Origin of the sequence: Streptomyces sp. NPDC005775 (genome assembly GCF_042871565.1) — a bacterium.
GTDB lineage: Bacteria > Actinomycetota > Actinomycetes > Streptomycetales > Streptomycetaceae > Streptomyces.
In genome coordinates this window covers 295,679-308,342 of the sequence record NZ_JBIAIU010000007.1, presented here as the reverse complement: position 1 = coordinate 308,342, position 12,664 = coordinate 295,679, and the positions used below count along the sequence as shown (strand labels likewise).

Here is a 12,664-nt window from a genome sequence, read left to right as displayed (position 1 = left end):
TCGACCGTGCCGCGCCGCGGGCGGCGGCGCAACGCGGGCCGCCGCTCTCCGCATACCCGACCGGCGCGGACCATGCATGCGTGAGGCATGCGATCCGCGCCGGAAGGGGGCAGGGGGTGGGGGCGGCTGCGTGCCGCGCGCCTCAGACGAGGGCGGGGGCGTCGGTCCGGGCCGGGGCGGCCTCGGGGAAGTCCGTGGCCGGGGCTGCCGTGGGGAAGTCCGTGACGACGGCCGGGGGGCGGCGGAACTCGTGGACGTCGGGCAGCGGCGGCAGCGGGACGAGCTCGATGTGCTGCGGCTCCTGTGCGTACCGGGTGAACCAGACGACCTTGCCCTCGGTGGTCCGGCAGGTGCCCCAGCTGTCGCTGAGGGCCATGACCCGGCTGAGGCCGCCGCCCTCGTGGAGCAGCCGCGGCATGTCGGAACCGTTGTCGGCGACGGAGACCGTGAGGTGCCGTCCGGACCAGCGGAGTTCGACGACGCAGTGGTTGTCGTCACCGACGTGCCGCTGGACGTTGGTCAGCAGTTCCTCCACGGCGCGGCACACGGGCCGGACGTGGAGTTCGAGACTCCAGTGGCGGAGGTGTGCGGCGACTATCCGTCGCAACTGGGACACACGTTCTGCCGAAACCTGTAGTTCGACCAGATAGTGCCGGTCGAGTGGAACGGTCATCGTCGAGGCTCCTCACATCGAGGCCCACGTGCTTCGCCCCGTTGAAACCAACGATCCCCGAATACGAAGAGTGAGCAGATGTCACTTCTGGGTCACTCCTCAGGGTGAGGCCGCAGGGCCGGTTGCGCAACACATCCGGCCACGCACCCCCGGTGACCGGGCCGTATGACGCCGACGTGCCCTTCCGCGCCGGCTTCAGTACAGAGCGGAGAGCAGCCGGTCCGGGGTGAGCGGGAGGGTCCGCAGCCGGACACCGGTGGCGTGATGGACGGCGTTGCCGATCGCCGCCGCCGCGCCGACGATGCCGATCTCACCGATGCCCTTGCTGCCCATGGGGTTGAGGTGCGGGTCGTCCTCGTCGATCCAGTACGCCTCCAGACCGGTCGCGTCGGCGCAGGCCGGCACGTGGTACGAGGCGAGGTCGCTCTCGGTGAAGTCACCGAAGGCCGCGTCGAGGGTGCTGCTCTCGGTCAGGGCCATGCCGAGTCCCATGGTCATGCCCCCGATGAACTGGGACCGGGCGGTACGGGAGTTGAGGATGTGTCCGGCGGCGAAGACCCCGAGCATCCGGCGTACCCGGACCTCCCCGGTCCGCGAGTCGACCGCGACCTCCGCGAAGTGGGCCCCGAACGCGTGACGCGCGTACGGGGACTCCGCGGCCGTCTCCTCGGTGGTGTCCGCGGTGACGGTCACTCCAACGGCGGGCAGCGGCCCGGAGTTCTCGCCGAGCCGCTCCACGAGGGCGGTGGCCGCCTTGTGGACGGACCAGCCCCAGGAGGCGGTGCCCGAGGAGCCGCCGGCCAGCGGGGCGTCCGGCAGGTCGCTGTCACCGATGTCGACCGTCACGTTGTCCACCGGCGTCTCCAGCACACGTGCGGCGATCTGGGCCAGGACTGTCCGGGCGCCGGTGCCGATGTCGGTGGCGTTGACCGCGATGCGGTAGGAGCCGTCGGCGGCGGCGTGCGCCAAGGCGTGGGAGGCGCTGGCGTAGACGGGGTAGGTGGCTGCGGCGACGCCCGTACCGAGCAGCAGGGGGCCTTCCCGGCGGGCGCCGGGGCGCGGGTCGCGGTCGGTCCAGCCGAAGCGCGCCGCACCTTCCCGGAGACAGGCGGCCAGGTTGCGGCTGCTGAAGGGCTTGCCGGAGTCGGGCTCGTCGGCCGGATCGTTGCGCAGCCGCAGTTCGACGGGGTCGAGGCCGAGAGCCGTGGCGAGTTCGTCGACGGCCGACTCGAGGGCGTACATCCCGGGCGCCTCACCAGGGGCGCGCATCCACGACGGGCTCGGGACGTCGAGTGCGGTGACCCGGTGGCTGGTCCGGCTGTGGGCCGATCCGTACATCACGCGGGCCGGCACGGCCGCCTGCTCCACGAACTCCTTCACGGTGGACGTGTGGGTGATGACCTCGTGCGCGACCGCCGTCAGGGTACCGTCCCTTTCCGCGCCGAGCCGGACCCGCTGCACGGTCGGTGCCCGGTGGCCGACGACGGCGGCCATGTGGCGCCGCGGCATGGCCAGCTCCACCGGGCGCCCCGTGTGACGCGCGGCCATGGCGGCGAGCACGGCCTGGGGGCGCGGCGTGCCCTTGCTGCCGAAACCGCCGCCGACGTGCCGGGAGATGACGGTGACCTGGTCCGGCCGGAGGCCGAACAGGGTGGCGAGGCTGTCGCGCACCTTGGTGGCGCCCTGGCTGGAGTCGTACACGGTGAGGTGCCCCTCCGGCGACCAGTGGGCGGTCGAGGAGTGCGGCTCCATGGGGTGGTTGTGCAGCGGCCCGATCGTGTAGGTGGTGTCGACCTGTACGGGTGCTGCCGCGAATGCGCCGTCGAAGTCGCCGCGCTCACGCTCGGCCGGGTAGCCGCCGTTGGCCGTCTCCGGGGTGTACAGGCCGGCGTGGTCGGCGGTGAGGACGACCTCGTGCGGGGCGGTCTCGTAGGTGACGTGCAAGGCCTCGGCGCCCGCTCGCGCACCTTCGAGGGTGTCGGCCACCACCACGGCGATCTGCCAGCCGCGGTGCGGCACGCGGTCGTTCTGGAGGACGGCGAGGATCGGGTCGTCCGGTTCCCCGGTCCGTGGCGCGTTCTCGTGGGTGAGGACGGCGTGGACACCGGGGAGGGCGAGCGCGTCGGCGGTCCGGATCGCGGTGACCCGGCCGTGGGGCACGGTGGCGGGCACGGGCCAGGCGTACAGACAGCCGGGCAGGTTGAGTTCGGCGGCGTAGCGCGCGGCGCCGGTCACCTTGTCGCGGCCCTCGCGGCGGGCGACGGGGGCGCCGAGCGGCTGGGGGGCGTGGCTCATGGCGGGGGTCCTCGACTCTTGGGGGCGGGGTTTCGGGCGCGGGCGACTTCGGGGGCGGTCGCCTTCGGGTGCGGTCGCCTTCGGGTGCGGTCGCCTCAGAAGCAGTCGCCTCAGAAGCGGGCGGCGAGTGCGGCCAGGGCGTCGACGGCCAGATGGCGGGCCAGGGGCACCTTGAACGCGTTGTCGCGCAGCGGCCGGGCCGCCGCGAGTTCGGCGTCCACCGCGCTCAGGTACGCGGCGTCGCCGACGGGTGCGCCGCGCAGTGCCTCCTCGGCGGTGCGGGCACGCCACGGCCGGTGGGCGAGCCCGCCGAACGCCAGCGCGGCATGCTCGATCCGCCCTTCGCGTACCCGCAGAACGGCCGCCACGGAGGCAAGGGCGAACGCGAACGAGGCGCGGTCGCGGGCCTTGCGGTAAAGGGAGACCGTTCCGTCCGGAAGCGGCGGCAGGACCACCTCGGTGATCACTTCGTGCGGCCGGATCACGGTGTCCGCGCTCGGATCGTCCCCGGGCAGCCGGTGGAAGTCGGTGACGGCCACGGTCCGTTCGCCGTCCGGCCCGTGCAGCAGGACCGAGGCATCGAGGGCGGCGAGCGCCACGGCCATGTCCGAGGGGTGGGTGGCGACGCACTCGGAGGAGTGACCGATGACGGCGAGGTCGCGGTGGACGCCCTCGCGAGCCGGGCAGCCGCTGCCGGGTTCGCGTTTGTTGCAGGGCTTCGACGTGTCCTGGAAGTACGGGCAGCGGGTGCGCTGCAGGAGGTTGCCCCCGGTGGTCGCGGTGTTCCGCAATTGTCCGGAGGCGCCGGCCAGCAGCGCCTGGGACAACGCCGGGTAGCGCGTGCGCACTGCGGGATGGGCGGCCAGATCGCTGTTACGGACGGTGGCCCCGATGCGCAGGCCGCCGTCGGCCGTGTCCGTCACCCGGTCCAGCGCCAGCCGGCTGACGTCGATGAGCAGACCGGGGCTCTCCACACCGAGCTTCATCAGGTCGACCAGGTTGGTGCCGCCGCCCAGGAACCGGGCGCCGGGATGGGCGGCGCTCTCGCGGACCGCTTCGGCGACCGATGCCGCGCGCAGATATCCGAAGGGCTTCACGAGGCGACATCTCCGATCGCCTCGACGATGCGGGGGTACGCACCGCACCGGCACAGGTTGCCGCTCATCCGTTCCCGGATCTCGGCTGCGTCGAGCGCCACCGGGGCGGTGGCGGGCGCGGTGCTCGCGGTCGCGTGGGACGGGAAGCCGTCCTCGGCCTCGCTCAGGACGCCGATGCCCGAGCAGATCTGCCCGGGCGTGCAGTAACCGCACTGGAACGCGTCGCGCTCCAGGAAGGCCTTCTGGAGCGGGTGCAGCCGGTCCCCGTCGGCCAGGCCCTCGATCGTGGTGATCCGGGCCCCGTCCTGGGCCACGGCCAGAAGCAGACAGCTGTTGGCGCGCCGGCCGTCCACGAGCACGGTGCAGGCGCCGCACTGTCCGTGGTCGCAGCCCTTCTTCGCCCCGGTCAGGCCCAGGTGCAGACGCAGTGCGTCAAGGACCGTGGTCCGGTGGTCGAGCGTCAGTGTCCGCTCGGCTCCGTTGATGTTCAGGGTGAGGGTGGAAAGGTGGCCGGTCGCCCGCTCCTCCGCCTCACCGCCCCTCCCTCGGCTGGTCGGGTCCACGTGACGGCACCTTTCTGGAGAGGTCGTTTTGTCTGCTTTCTACCAGCCGGGCGGCGGCTCCGCGTCGCGAACCGGCTCCGGCGGAGCGTTCGGCCTACTTGTTCTCCAGCCGCAGCCGGACCTCCTCCTCCTGGTCACCGGACACGGTGCCCACCACGCGTACGGCGAAGGCACCCGCCAGGCTCTGCCGGAGCTGGTCCACCGCCCAGTAGCCGCCTTGCACGTCGGCGGTGACGGGCTCGCCGAGCCGCACCGGACCGGACACCACCCGGGCCTCCGTGACGTCGACGGTCACCACCCAAGCCGTGGGCCGCTTGCCGTTGACTTCCTGCGGTACGTCGGTCGAGCCCCGGTCGGTGGCGAAGGCGGCCCGCAGCACGTCGAAGACCGTGCGTGCGTCGTCCTTCCCGCATCCGCTGACCACGACCGACACCTCACGGTCCTCACGGCCTTCCTCGGACTGCTGCTGTCGCTGTGTGCTGTTCACCGCGGTTCCTTCCCAAGGGGTCACTTCCAGGCTCGCCCCGCGGGCGGACCCCTGCGACACGGGCGGCCCGGAGTGCCCGGCGGGTACCCGGAGAGAACGGGCTTACGCCGCTCCCAAACATTTTCTGGCGCCATATCCACTTAAAACATGAATTCGATGGCAGAGCCGAGTGACATCCCCGCGCCGGGGTATCCGGCAAGCATGGACGTATCGAATGGAGCCCTGAATTCCCTGGCCATCACCCTCGCGGACGGACGGGGCGCGACCGGGGCGGTGATGGGTGTGATCGGCGTGGTCCTGGTGGCCGTGCTGATCGGCGCCTTCTGGCTGGGCAAGCGGCGGCAGGACCAGGAACTGCCGCCCCCGCGGCCCGAGGAGCAGCCCGTGGCGCCGGACCACCGCACTCATGTGGAGGAGCGCGATGTCCACGGGGCCGACGACTTCCCCGCCGACGGCCGGGGACTGTCACCCTACGAACTCGGTGAACACGGCAGTGAGGTCACGCACCGGGACGACGAGGAGCGTCGCGACTGAACTTCGCGTGTTGCGGGAGCGGACACCCGCGGTGAGGCTGGTGAAGGCCCCGAAGGCCACCGGCACACACCTGCCGCACCCCCCATGAAGGCAGTAGGACCATGACCGGAAGCACCTCTGGTACGGCACCCGAGCCCGCGCCCCTGACCGGGCCTGCGGCACCCTGCTGGGTCAATCTGATGACCCGGGACCTCGAGTCCGCCCAGAGGTTCTACGGCCCGGTGATGGGCTGGACGTTCCGGCCGGGCAAGCTCGGCCAGGAGTTCGCGGTCGCCCGCCGCGGTGACGTACCCGTCGCGGGGATCGGTGCCGTGGCGACCGCGTTCAGCGTCGCGGTGGCGTGGACGCCCTACTTCGCCGTCCAGGACGCCGATGTGACCGCATCCCGGGTCCGGGAGCGCAGCGGCACCATGGCAGTCGGCCCGCTGGCCCTCGGCAAGGGGCGCGGCGCGCTGGCCGCCGACCGGGACGGTGCCACGTTCGGTATCTGGGAGCGGACCTCCCCCGCGACGTCGCCGCCCGCCCCGGGCGGCCATGCGCACGCCTGGCTCCGGCTGCGCACGCGCAACGCCTTCGACGCCGCGATCTTCTACGGCGAAGTCCTTGACTGGGCGAGCGGACGACCCGGCTCCTGCGAGGTGGCGTACGAGAAGGACGAGGTGATCGTTCAGTGCGGGGGCCGGCAGCTGGCGCGGATCAGTTCGGGGGCGGTCGAGGCCGCCCCCGATCCACTGGTCCGCCCGCACTGGCAGGTCAACTTCCCGGTGGACGACGTCGCCGCCGCTGTCGTGGCCGCCCAGGAGCACGGCGGTTCACTGATCGAGGAACGGTCCCGGCCCGAAGGCCGCGAGACGACACTGGTCGATCCGGACGGCGGACTGTTCACGCTCTCGGACGTCCACCACGCTTAGGGGCTTCCGTCCGGATCGGGCCGGGCTCGCGAGGGCCGGCCCGATCCGGACGAAAGCACTGGGCCCGGGAACCCGCGTCCCCGGGCGCCGTCACTTCTCCCGACGGCCGTGGGACCGTGCCAGCGCCCAGACCGGGAAGACGAACCAGCAGACCACGAACCACAGCGCCATCCCGCCGACCAGCCAGAGGGCGAGCGCGTTGTGCAGCGCCACGCGCAGGATCAGCAGGAGTGCCGAGCACATCGTGCAGAACAGCAGGATCAGCCCGATCACGGTCAGGCGTGACGCCCAGGTGACCGTCTGGGGCTTGAGCCGCCGCCCGGTGAGCAGCCGGTGGTACGAGACAGGGCCGATGAGCGCACCCGCTGTGGCGGAGCCGAACATCACGGTGACCACGTAGATCGTGCGGTCGGTGTCGGAGAGATCCGCGAAGCGCGGCTGGAAGACGACGGCGAGCAGGAAGCCGAAGAGGATCTGCACGCCGGTCTGGGCGACGCGCAGTTCCTGGAGGAGATCGGTCCACCGGCGGTCCGCACGTTCCTCCTCCGTCTCCTCACGCCCCCACCCGCGGCCCCCGCGTCCGCCCTCCTCCTCGCGTGGGCTCATCGTGGACCTCCGTCCGGATGCGGATGCGGCAGCGCCTGTATGTGCCATGGCCTTTTCTCCCACACGGTAGACCTCCTCATGAGCCGGGGCGCGTCCGATGAGCGGTCCGCCGACCGCTGTCGCCGACTTCCGGTCGGGCCCCGGCTCCCCACCCGTTGTCAGACGACCGGCAGCACGAGTTCGGGACGGTCCCACATCACCGCGGGGGGTGCGGCCCGCACCGTGCCGGTCCGCCGGGCCCCCACGCTCAGGTAGAAGCCTTCGGCCGGCGGATGGGACACGACGCGCACCTCAGTTACTCCGGCCTCGTGTGCTTCGTTGCTCAGGTGCCCCATGAGCAGGCGCCCAATGCCTGCGCCCTGCACATCGTCGGCGACGAACATCAGGTCCAGTTCGGGCGGGTCGAGGATCAGGGAGTAGAAGCCGAGCAGACGGGCGGTGGTCTCCCCCACGGCCACGAAGACCCTGTGCGTCTCCACGTAGTCATGGCCCACCCGGTACCCGGCGACCATGGGTGCGTACGGCCCCTCGTAGGCGCGGGAGGTCCGGACCAGCCGGGTCAGGCGCTTCGCGTCCCGTGCGCCGGCCCGCCGGATTCCGACGTCTTCGCCCAGCGTCCGGCGCGCTCGGGAGGTAATGCCTGGTCTCATGCATCGAGTATTACGCACCCGAGGCCGGGCAGAAGCCGCCCGCGGCTTCAGGAAGAGCGGCGAGCCGTGCGCCACTCCTCGACGACCGCCTCGACGTCGAACGGCTTGAGGTTGAGGAGCGGTCCCGGCGGCGGGCGCCTGATCGCCGCGGCGATCTTCTCGTTCACCTCGACCAGCATCCGCCGCACCTCGGCCTCGACGCGCGTGCCGGGCACCGCGGCGAGCGTTTCCTCCGCCTCCTTGCGCAGGGCCAGCGACGGAGGGAGTACGGACATCCCCTCGCGCTGCATCTTCGCCTTGATCCACCACGCCTCGTCGTACGGGCGGTCAAGTCCTTCGAGCGGCTTGCCGAACCCCGGCAGCTGGGAAACGTCACCTCGCTGCTCGGACTCGCGAATCTGCTTGTCGACCCACGTCTCGAAGCTGACGCCCGCGGGTTTGCGCTCGGTCACCGTGATGCCCCTCTCGGAGATGCGTGTGATGCAGCCCCTTCACGATACCCAGGCGCCACCGGCAGCGTCCGGATCACAACCGGTGGACCGGTCACGGGGCTTGAACGCGGACAGCGGGGTACACGAGCACCACGCCCGGCCGGTACGGCGCCGGGGCACGATCCGAAGGGGATGGTGAGAGTGCAACACAGCGACACGCGGACCGAGAACCGGCGGGAGTGGTGACCATGATGACCGTAGTGATCATCGTCGCGGTCGTCCTCGTGGCCGCCTGCGCAGTGGCCTTCCTCTACGCCCGGCAGTCGGGCGGACAGGGGATGCGTCGCCGCTTCGGACCCGAGTACGACCGGACGGTCGCACGCCACGACGGCGACACGAAGGCCGCCGAACGCGAGCTGCAGGAGCGGCTGGAGCGACATGGCTCCCTGCGTGAGCGTCCGCTGACGTCCGAGGCGCGCGAGCTGTACGCGGAGCGCTGGACGCGGATCGAGGCGGGCTTCGTCGACGCGCCCCAGCAAGCGGTCGCCGAGGCGGACGCCCTGCTGGCCGCACTCGCACGCGACCTGGGCTTCCCCGACGGCGAGGACTTCGGCGAGCAGAGCGCGGCGCTCTCCGTTCACCACGCCGAACACGTCAACGGCTATCGCCGGGTGCACGCCGCCAGGCAGGGCGACGGCGGTACGGAGGACATGCGGGAGGCCTTGTTGGAGGCCCGCGGTCTGTTCGACGTACTCGTCTCGAACGGCACGGACCGGCCGGCTCGACGGCACACGCACCACGCGGAAGGAAGTGGCAAGGCATGACGCACGACATCGGATCCACACCTCGCATACCCACCGAGGTCCCCGAGGCCCCCGAGGCGGCGAACCAGCCCCGCTCCGCCGGCCCCGGAGGCGCGGCGGACCACAGGACAGCGGACACCCGCCCGATGGGCACCGGAGCAACGGGCACCGCACGGATTCCGGAGGAAGCGGTGGCGGGGAGGCCCCCGATGACGGCCCCCGCCGCAGCCACCCTGCCCGGCGACGGCCTACCGGAGGAACCGGCACCCCACACCGGGGCGAACACGGCCGGCAAGAACCGGCCCCTGTTCCCGGACGGCGACCACGACCGGCTCACCCAGCGGCTCCAGCACGCGGTGAGCGAGTTCGTCGAGAACCCCCGCCTGGCGGTCGAGGAGGCCGAGCGCACCTTCGACACGGTTGTCGACGGCCTCACGGATTCGCTCCAGGAGCACCGGCGCGCGCTCGCCGCCGCCGGACGGGACGGCGATCCCGACATGCGGACCGAGGAGCTGCGGGTCACCCTTCAGCACTACCGCGACCTCACCGAGCGGCTGCTGAACGTGTGAGCGCCGGACAGCCATCCGGCACGGACCGGCGGGAAGACACCGCACGTACGGCACCGCACACGCGGCCGACCCTCTTCGCCGCCGCCCTGCCGGGCACGCCCACTGCCGCCGGCGCACACGCGCCGGCGGCAGTGGAGCGCTCGGGTCATCGGGCGGGTACCACGAGTTCGCCCCGCAGCCGCAGCAGTGAGGCGTCCGGGAAGCGCAGCCCGTCGCGGGCGTACCCGTCGAGCCCTCCCCAGCGTTCGTCCATGGCGTCCAGCGCCGTGTCCAGGTAGCGGGGACGGACTTCGATGATCGCGGAGGCGATCTCCGGGTCGCCGCCCGCGTCGAGGTAGCTCTGCACGGAGGGCCCGAACGCGACCCGCATCACGGGGTTCACCGCGAGGAACTCCGACCGGGCGACATCCCGCGAGGCGCCGAGCAGGAGCAGCAGCAGGGCCGCCGCCCAGCCCGCGCGGTCCTTGCCCGTCGTGCAGTGGAAGAGCACGGGGCGGGCGGCGCCGTCGGCGGCCGTGTCGAGGAAGGCCCGGTAGGCGGCCGCCGCACGGGCCGAGAGCACCACCTTGCGGTACGTCTCCGCGAACATCTCCTCGGCCTTCCCGCCGCCGAGCAGCCGCTCGGTCTCGACCGGATCGGCGAGCAGCGCGCGGAGCCTGGCCGGTGCCACACCCGGATCGTCCCCCAGCACGTCGGCGACGAACAGCCGGGCCCCCGGCGGCAGCCGGTCGGGCGCCGAGACACGTTCGTCCGCGGTCCGCAGATCGACGACGGTACGGATACCGAGCCCGGCCACCGCCGCGTCATGCACCGGATCGTGCCCGCTGAGCTGACCGGAGCGCAGCACCACGCCGGATCGCACCTGCCGGCCGGGCCCGAGAGCGATGCCGCCCAGGTCCCGCAGGTTGAGAACAGAGGCTGCCGGGACGGCCCTGGCGGTTTGCACGATGAACTTCCTCTTTTCCCGACACGTATCCGAATTGATTTCGGCCTGGCCGGATCAAAAGTCGCATGATGTCGTGAAATCGACAAAGTAAAACGCCGGTGATCATCGATCGGACAGACCGGCCCGTCAGGCTGGGCCGAGGGGTGCCGAAGAGGTGCCGCGGAGGGCTCCGGCCTGGGCCGACGCGCGTTCCGCACGCGCCCGCACGCGCCCTGGGAAGCGACCGTCACCAGCGCCACGCGGTCCGCCGGACGCCACTGCCGCACCCTGCGAACCGGAGCGGCACGCCTCCCCGTGCGCGTTTACCGCCCTCGCGATGCGGGCGGGTGGCCGCCGCTGCCCGCAGGGGTCACGGCGCCAGGAGCCTTGCCTTCTGCGCGTCGAACTCGGCGTCGGTCAGGATGCCCTGCTTCTTCAGTTCGGCCAGTCGCTCCAACTGGCTGATCAGATCGTCGCCCGACGGCTCGGCGGCCTGCTGCTGAGCCGCCTGCGCCTGCTGCCGCGTCTGCTCCTCGGCCATCTGCGCGGAGTCGTCCTCGGCGAACCTCGCCTGCTGGTGCCGCTGGACACGGCCGCTGACCGCTGAGGCCGTACCCGCGACCACGGCCGTGCGCGCCACGGCTCCGAGCAGGCCGGGCCCGCGGCGGTTCATTCCAGGTCCTCGAAGAATCGGCATGTCGTACGCCTTTCCGATGCGGTGTGGTGCGGCGTCAGCGTGCGGAGCCGGCCGCCGACAGGGCGGCCTCCGCGACCTCGGCGGGAATCCGCTCATGGGCGACGAGCTGCCCGCCCGACGCGCGGACCGCCTCGGTGAGCGGCAGCGCCCAGAGGTCCTCCCACACGATCAGCGCCGCGGAACTTCCGGGCGGCACGCTCTGTCCCAGGGTCCGGATGTCGTCGCTGTTCAGCATGCCGCTGACTTCGCCCTCGACCGGCTGGAAGGAGACGAGGTCGTCGGGGTCGAGGTCGTCCAGCTCGACGATCTCGATCGCGCCGTCCTCCGCCCGGTACACGAAGGTCAGATCGATGATGCGCACCGCCTTCGACGCCACCGCTTCGGCGAGCGCCGGCGCGATGGCACCGGTGAACCGGCTGCCGGGGAAAGCGACGACGAGGTACTCCACAGGTCCCACAGCCACGGGCGTGTCCTCTCCGGAAGGATGAATTGCCAGCAGCATAACTTCGGACATTTACCGCCGCATTGCGGCAAATTCCCCGCACCTCGGAAATCGGCGCCGGTCAGGGCTTCTGAAAACCGGCCTCCGTGAGGATCTTCCGGGCCGCGGGGGTGGTCAGCCACTCGACGAAGGCCGCTGCGGCCTCGCTGTTGCCGGAGTCCCTGAGCGTGGCCGCGGGGTAGGAGGCGATGGCGTTCTGCGCATCGGGGATGTCCACCGCGTCCACCTTGTCGGTGGCCGTGGCCGCGTCCGTTTTGTAGACGATGCCGGCGTCGGCCTCACCGAGTTCGACCTTGCTGAGCACGGCGCGGACATCGGGCTCCTGGGAGACGGGCCGGACCGTGAGCTGCTGCGCGTCCAGAACCTGCTTGCTGTAGCGGCCGACCGGCACCTCGGACGCGGCGAGGACCACCTTCAGGCGCGCGTCGGTCAGGTCCTTGAGACTCCGGATCCCTTCGGGGTTGCCCTCGCCCGTCGCGATGACGAGGCGGTTCCTGGCGATGACGGTCGGGGTGCCCGTCTCCGATGCCAGTCCGTCCATCGTCTTCGTGTCCGCGGTGACCAGCGCGTCCGCGGGCGCACCCTGCTTCACCTGTGCGGCGAGTTGCTGCGATCCCGCGAAGGAGAACGTCACCTCCGCCCCGGGGTGCTCCTTCTCGTACGCGGCACCGGCGGTACGGAACACATCGGTGAGCGAAGCGGCGGCCAGGATCGTCAGCTTCACGCTCGGTGAACCGCCCGCGCTCCCCCCGCCGGCGCCCTTCGCCGTGTCGTTGCCACCGCAGGCGGCGAGCGGGACGAGCAGGGCGGCGGTCACGGCCGTGGCTGCGGCACGGCGCCCGATGGGGGTGAGTGGCATCTGAGCGTGGCTCCTTCGGGCGTGCTGCATGGGCTTTCCGGGGGACGTCGTCAACACGGCCG

Annotated in this window: 16 protein-coding genes; 4 read left to right on the top strand and 12 right to left on the bottom strand. The window is 71.8% G+C overall.

The features are described from left to right. Positions 1-142: 142 nt before the first annotated feature. The 5 genes from ACFYPA_RS19030 to ACFYPA_RS19010 form a co-directional block, all read right to left on the bottom strand. Entirely contained in the window at positions 143-673 is a 531-nt protein-coding gene (locus tag ACFYPA_RS19030) for an ATP-binding protein (RefSeq protein WP_359079459.1), read from the bottom strand. 195 nt (positions 674-868) lie between these two features. Then, positions 869-2,968 (bottom strand): xanthine dehydrogenase family protein molybdopterin-binding subunit, encoded by a 2,100-nt coding sequence (locus ACFYPA_RS19025; protein WP_389133010.1) that lies wholly within the window; start codon positions 2,966-2,968, stop codon positions 869-871. 110 nt (positions 2,969-3,078) lie between these two features. Further along, the gene (locus ACFYPA_RS19020; RefSeq protein WP_359319657.1) at positions 3,079-4,065 is read right to left on the bottom strand and encodes a xanthine dehydrogenase family protein subunit M; all 987 of its coding nucleotides are present in this window, start codon (positions 4,063-4,065) and stop codon (positions 3,079-3,081) included. Beyond that, a complete protein-coding gene (locus ACFYPA_RS19015) occupies positions 4,062-4,628 on the bottom strand; it encodes a 2Fe-2S iron-sulfur cluster-binding protein (protein WP_359079453.1) in 567 nt (188 codons plus the stop codon). The genes ACFYPA_RS19020 and ACFYPA_RS19015 overlap by 4 nt, the downstream gene beginning before the upstream one ends. A 94-nt stretch (positions 4,629-4,722) precedes the next feature. Further along, positions 4,723-5,115 (bottom strand): hypothetical protein, encoded by a 393-nt coding sequence (locus tag ACFYPA_RS19010; protein ID WP_359079451.1) that lies wholly within the window; start codon positions 5,113-5,115, stop codon positions 4,723-4,725. A 201-nt stretch (positions 5,116-5,316) separates the two neighbouring features. Between ACFYPA_RS19010 and ACFYPA_RS19005 the strand changes: the two genes are divergently transcribed. Together ACFYPA_RS19005 and ACFYPA_RS19000 are read left to right on the top strand one after the other, a co-directional pair. After that, positions 5,317-5,649: a DUF6479 family protein gene (locus ACFYPA_RS19005; protein WP_359079449.1), complete on the top strand. Its 333-nt coding sequence runs from the start codon at positions 5,317-5,319 to the stop codon at positions 5,647-5,649. Positions 5,650-5,750: 101 nt separating this feature from the next. Further along, on the top strand, positions 5,751-6,560 hold the full coding sequence (locus ACFYPA_RS19000; protein ID WP_359079447.1) for a VOC family protein: 810 nt from the start codon (positions 5,751-5,753) through the stop codon (positions 6,558-6,560). A gap of 90 nt (positions 6,561-6,650) precedes the next feature. Here the strand turns inward: ACFYPA_RS19000 and ACFYPA_RS18995 are convergent, their stop codons facing one another. The 3 genes from ACFYPA_RS18995 to ACFYPA_RS18985 all read right to left on the bottom strand — a co-directional run bounded on the left by ACFYPA_RS18995 (position 6,651) and on the right by ACFYPA_RS18985 (position 8,268). Further along, positions 6,651-7,166 (bottom strand): DUF6328 family protein, encoded by a 516-nt coding sequence (locus ACFYPA_RS18995; protein ID WP_359352735.1) that lies wholly within the window; start codon positions 7,164-7,166, stop codon positions 6,651-6,653. Between the two features lie 158 nt (positions 7,167-7,324). After that, a complete protein-coding gene (locus ACFYPA_RS18990) occupies positions 7,325-7,816 on the bottom strand; it encodes a GNAT family N-acetyltransferase (protein WP_389133003.1) in 492 nt (163 codons plus the stop codon). Positions 7,817-7,863: 47 nt separating this feature from the next. Beyond that, positions 7,864-8,268, bottom strand: a complete 405-nt coding sequence (locus ACFYPA_RS18985; protein ID WP_389132999.1) for a DUF1992 domain-containing protein — start codon at positions 8,266-8,268, stop codon at positions 7,864-7,866. Between the two features lie 227 nt (positions 8,269-8,495). Between ACFYPA_RS18985 and ACFYPA_RS18980 the strand changes: the two genes are divergently transcribed. Next, the gene (locus ACFYPA_RS18980) at positions 8,496-9,071 is read left to right on the top strand and encodes a hypothetical protein (RefSeq protein ID WP_359352737.1); all 576 of its coding nucleotides are present in this window, start codon (positions 8,496-8,498) and stop codon (positions 9,069-9,071) included. Further along, entirely contained in the window at positions 9,068-9,619 is a 552-nt protein-coding gene (locus ACFYPA_RS18975) for a hypothetical protein (RefSeq protein ID WP_389132995.1), read from the top strand. Before ACFYPA_RS18980 ends, ACFYPA_RS18975 begins: the two co-directional genes overlap by 4 nt. 145 nt (positions 9,620-9,764) lie before the next feature. Here ACFYPA_RS18975 and ACFYPA_RS18970 read toward each other — a convergent pair whose 3' ends face one another. The 4 genes from ACFYPA_RS18970 to modA form a co-directional block, all read right to left on the bottom strand. Next, a complete protein-coding gene (locus ACFYPA_RS18970; RefSeq protein WP_359319670.1) occupies positions 9,765-10,565 on the bottom strand; it encodes a tyrosine-protein phosphatase in 801 nt (266 codons plus the stop codon). A 349-nt stretch (positions 10,566-10,914) separates the two neighbouring features. Next, on the bottom strand, positions 10,915-11,217 hold the full coding sequence (locus ACFYPA_RS18965; protein ID WP_359079432.1) for an SHOCT domain-containing protein: 303 nt from the start codon (positions 11,215-11,217) through the stop codon (positions 10,915-10,917). 58 nt (positions 11,218-11,275) lie between these two features. Beyond that, positions 11,276-11,704 carry a DUF6325 family protein gene (locus tag ACFYPA_RS18960; protein ID WP_359352743.1) on the bottom strand — a complete coding sequence of 143 codons (429 nt, stop codon included), beginning with the start codon at positions 11,702-11,704 and terminating at the stop codon, positions 11,276-11,278. Between the two features lie 100 nt (positions 11,705-11,804). Beyond that, complete coding sequence (gene modA / locus ACFYPA_RS18955; RefSeq protein WP_389132991.1) at positions 11,805-12,602, bottom strand: molybdate ABC transporter substrate-binding protein; 798 nt, start codon at positions 12,600-12,602, stop codon at positions 11,805-11,807. Positions 12,603-12,664: the final 62 nt, after the last annotated feature.

Excerpts from the sequence above, each read along its gene's own strand:
- ACFYPA_RS19030 (WP_359079459.1), bottom strand. The coding sequence starts at position 673 with ATGACCGTTCCACTCGACCGGCACTATCTGGTCGAACTACAGGTTTCG.
- ACFYPA_RS19025 (WP_389133010.1), bottom strand. The coding sequence starts at position 2,968 with ATGAGCCACGCCCCCCAGCCGCTCGGCGCCCCCGTCGCCCGCCGCGAG.
- ACFYPA_RS19005 (WP_359079449.1), top strand. The coding sequence starts at position 5,317 with ATGGACGTATCGAATGGAGCCCTGAATTCCCTGGCCATCACCCTCGCG.
- ACFYPA_RS19000 (WP_359079447.1), top strand. The coding sequence starts at position 5,751 with ATGACCGGAAGCACCTCTGGTACGGCACCCGAGCCCGCGCCCCTGACC.
- ACFYPA_RS18995 (WP_359352735.1), bottom strand. The coding sequence starts at position 7,166 with ATGAGCCCACGCGAGGAGGAGGGCGGACGCGGGGGCCGCGGGTGGGGG.
- ACFYPA_RS18990 (WP_389133003.1), bottom strand. The coding sequence starts at position 7,816 with ATGAGACCAGGCATTACCTCCCGAGCGCGCCGGACGCTGGGCGAAGAC.
- ACFYPA_RS18980 (WP_359352737.1), top strand. The coding sequence starts at position 8,496 with ATGATGACCGTAGTGATCATCGTCGCGGTCGTCCTCGTGGCCGCCTGC.
- ACFYPA_RS18975 (WP_389132995.1), top strand. The coding sequence starts at position 9,068 with ATGACGCACGACATCGGATCCACACCTCGCATACCCACCGAGGTCCCC.
- ACFYPA_RS18965 (WP_359079432.1), bottom strand. The coding sequence starts at position 11,217 with ATGAACCGCCGCGGGCCCGGCCTGCTCGGAGCCGTGGCGCGCACGGCC.
- modA (WP_389132991.1), bottom strand. The coding sequence starts at position 12,602 with ATGCCACTCACCCCCATCGGGCGCCGTGCCGCAGCCACGGCCGTGACC.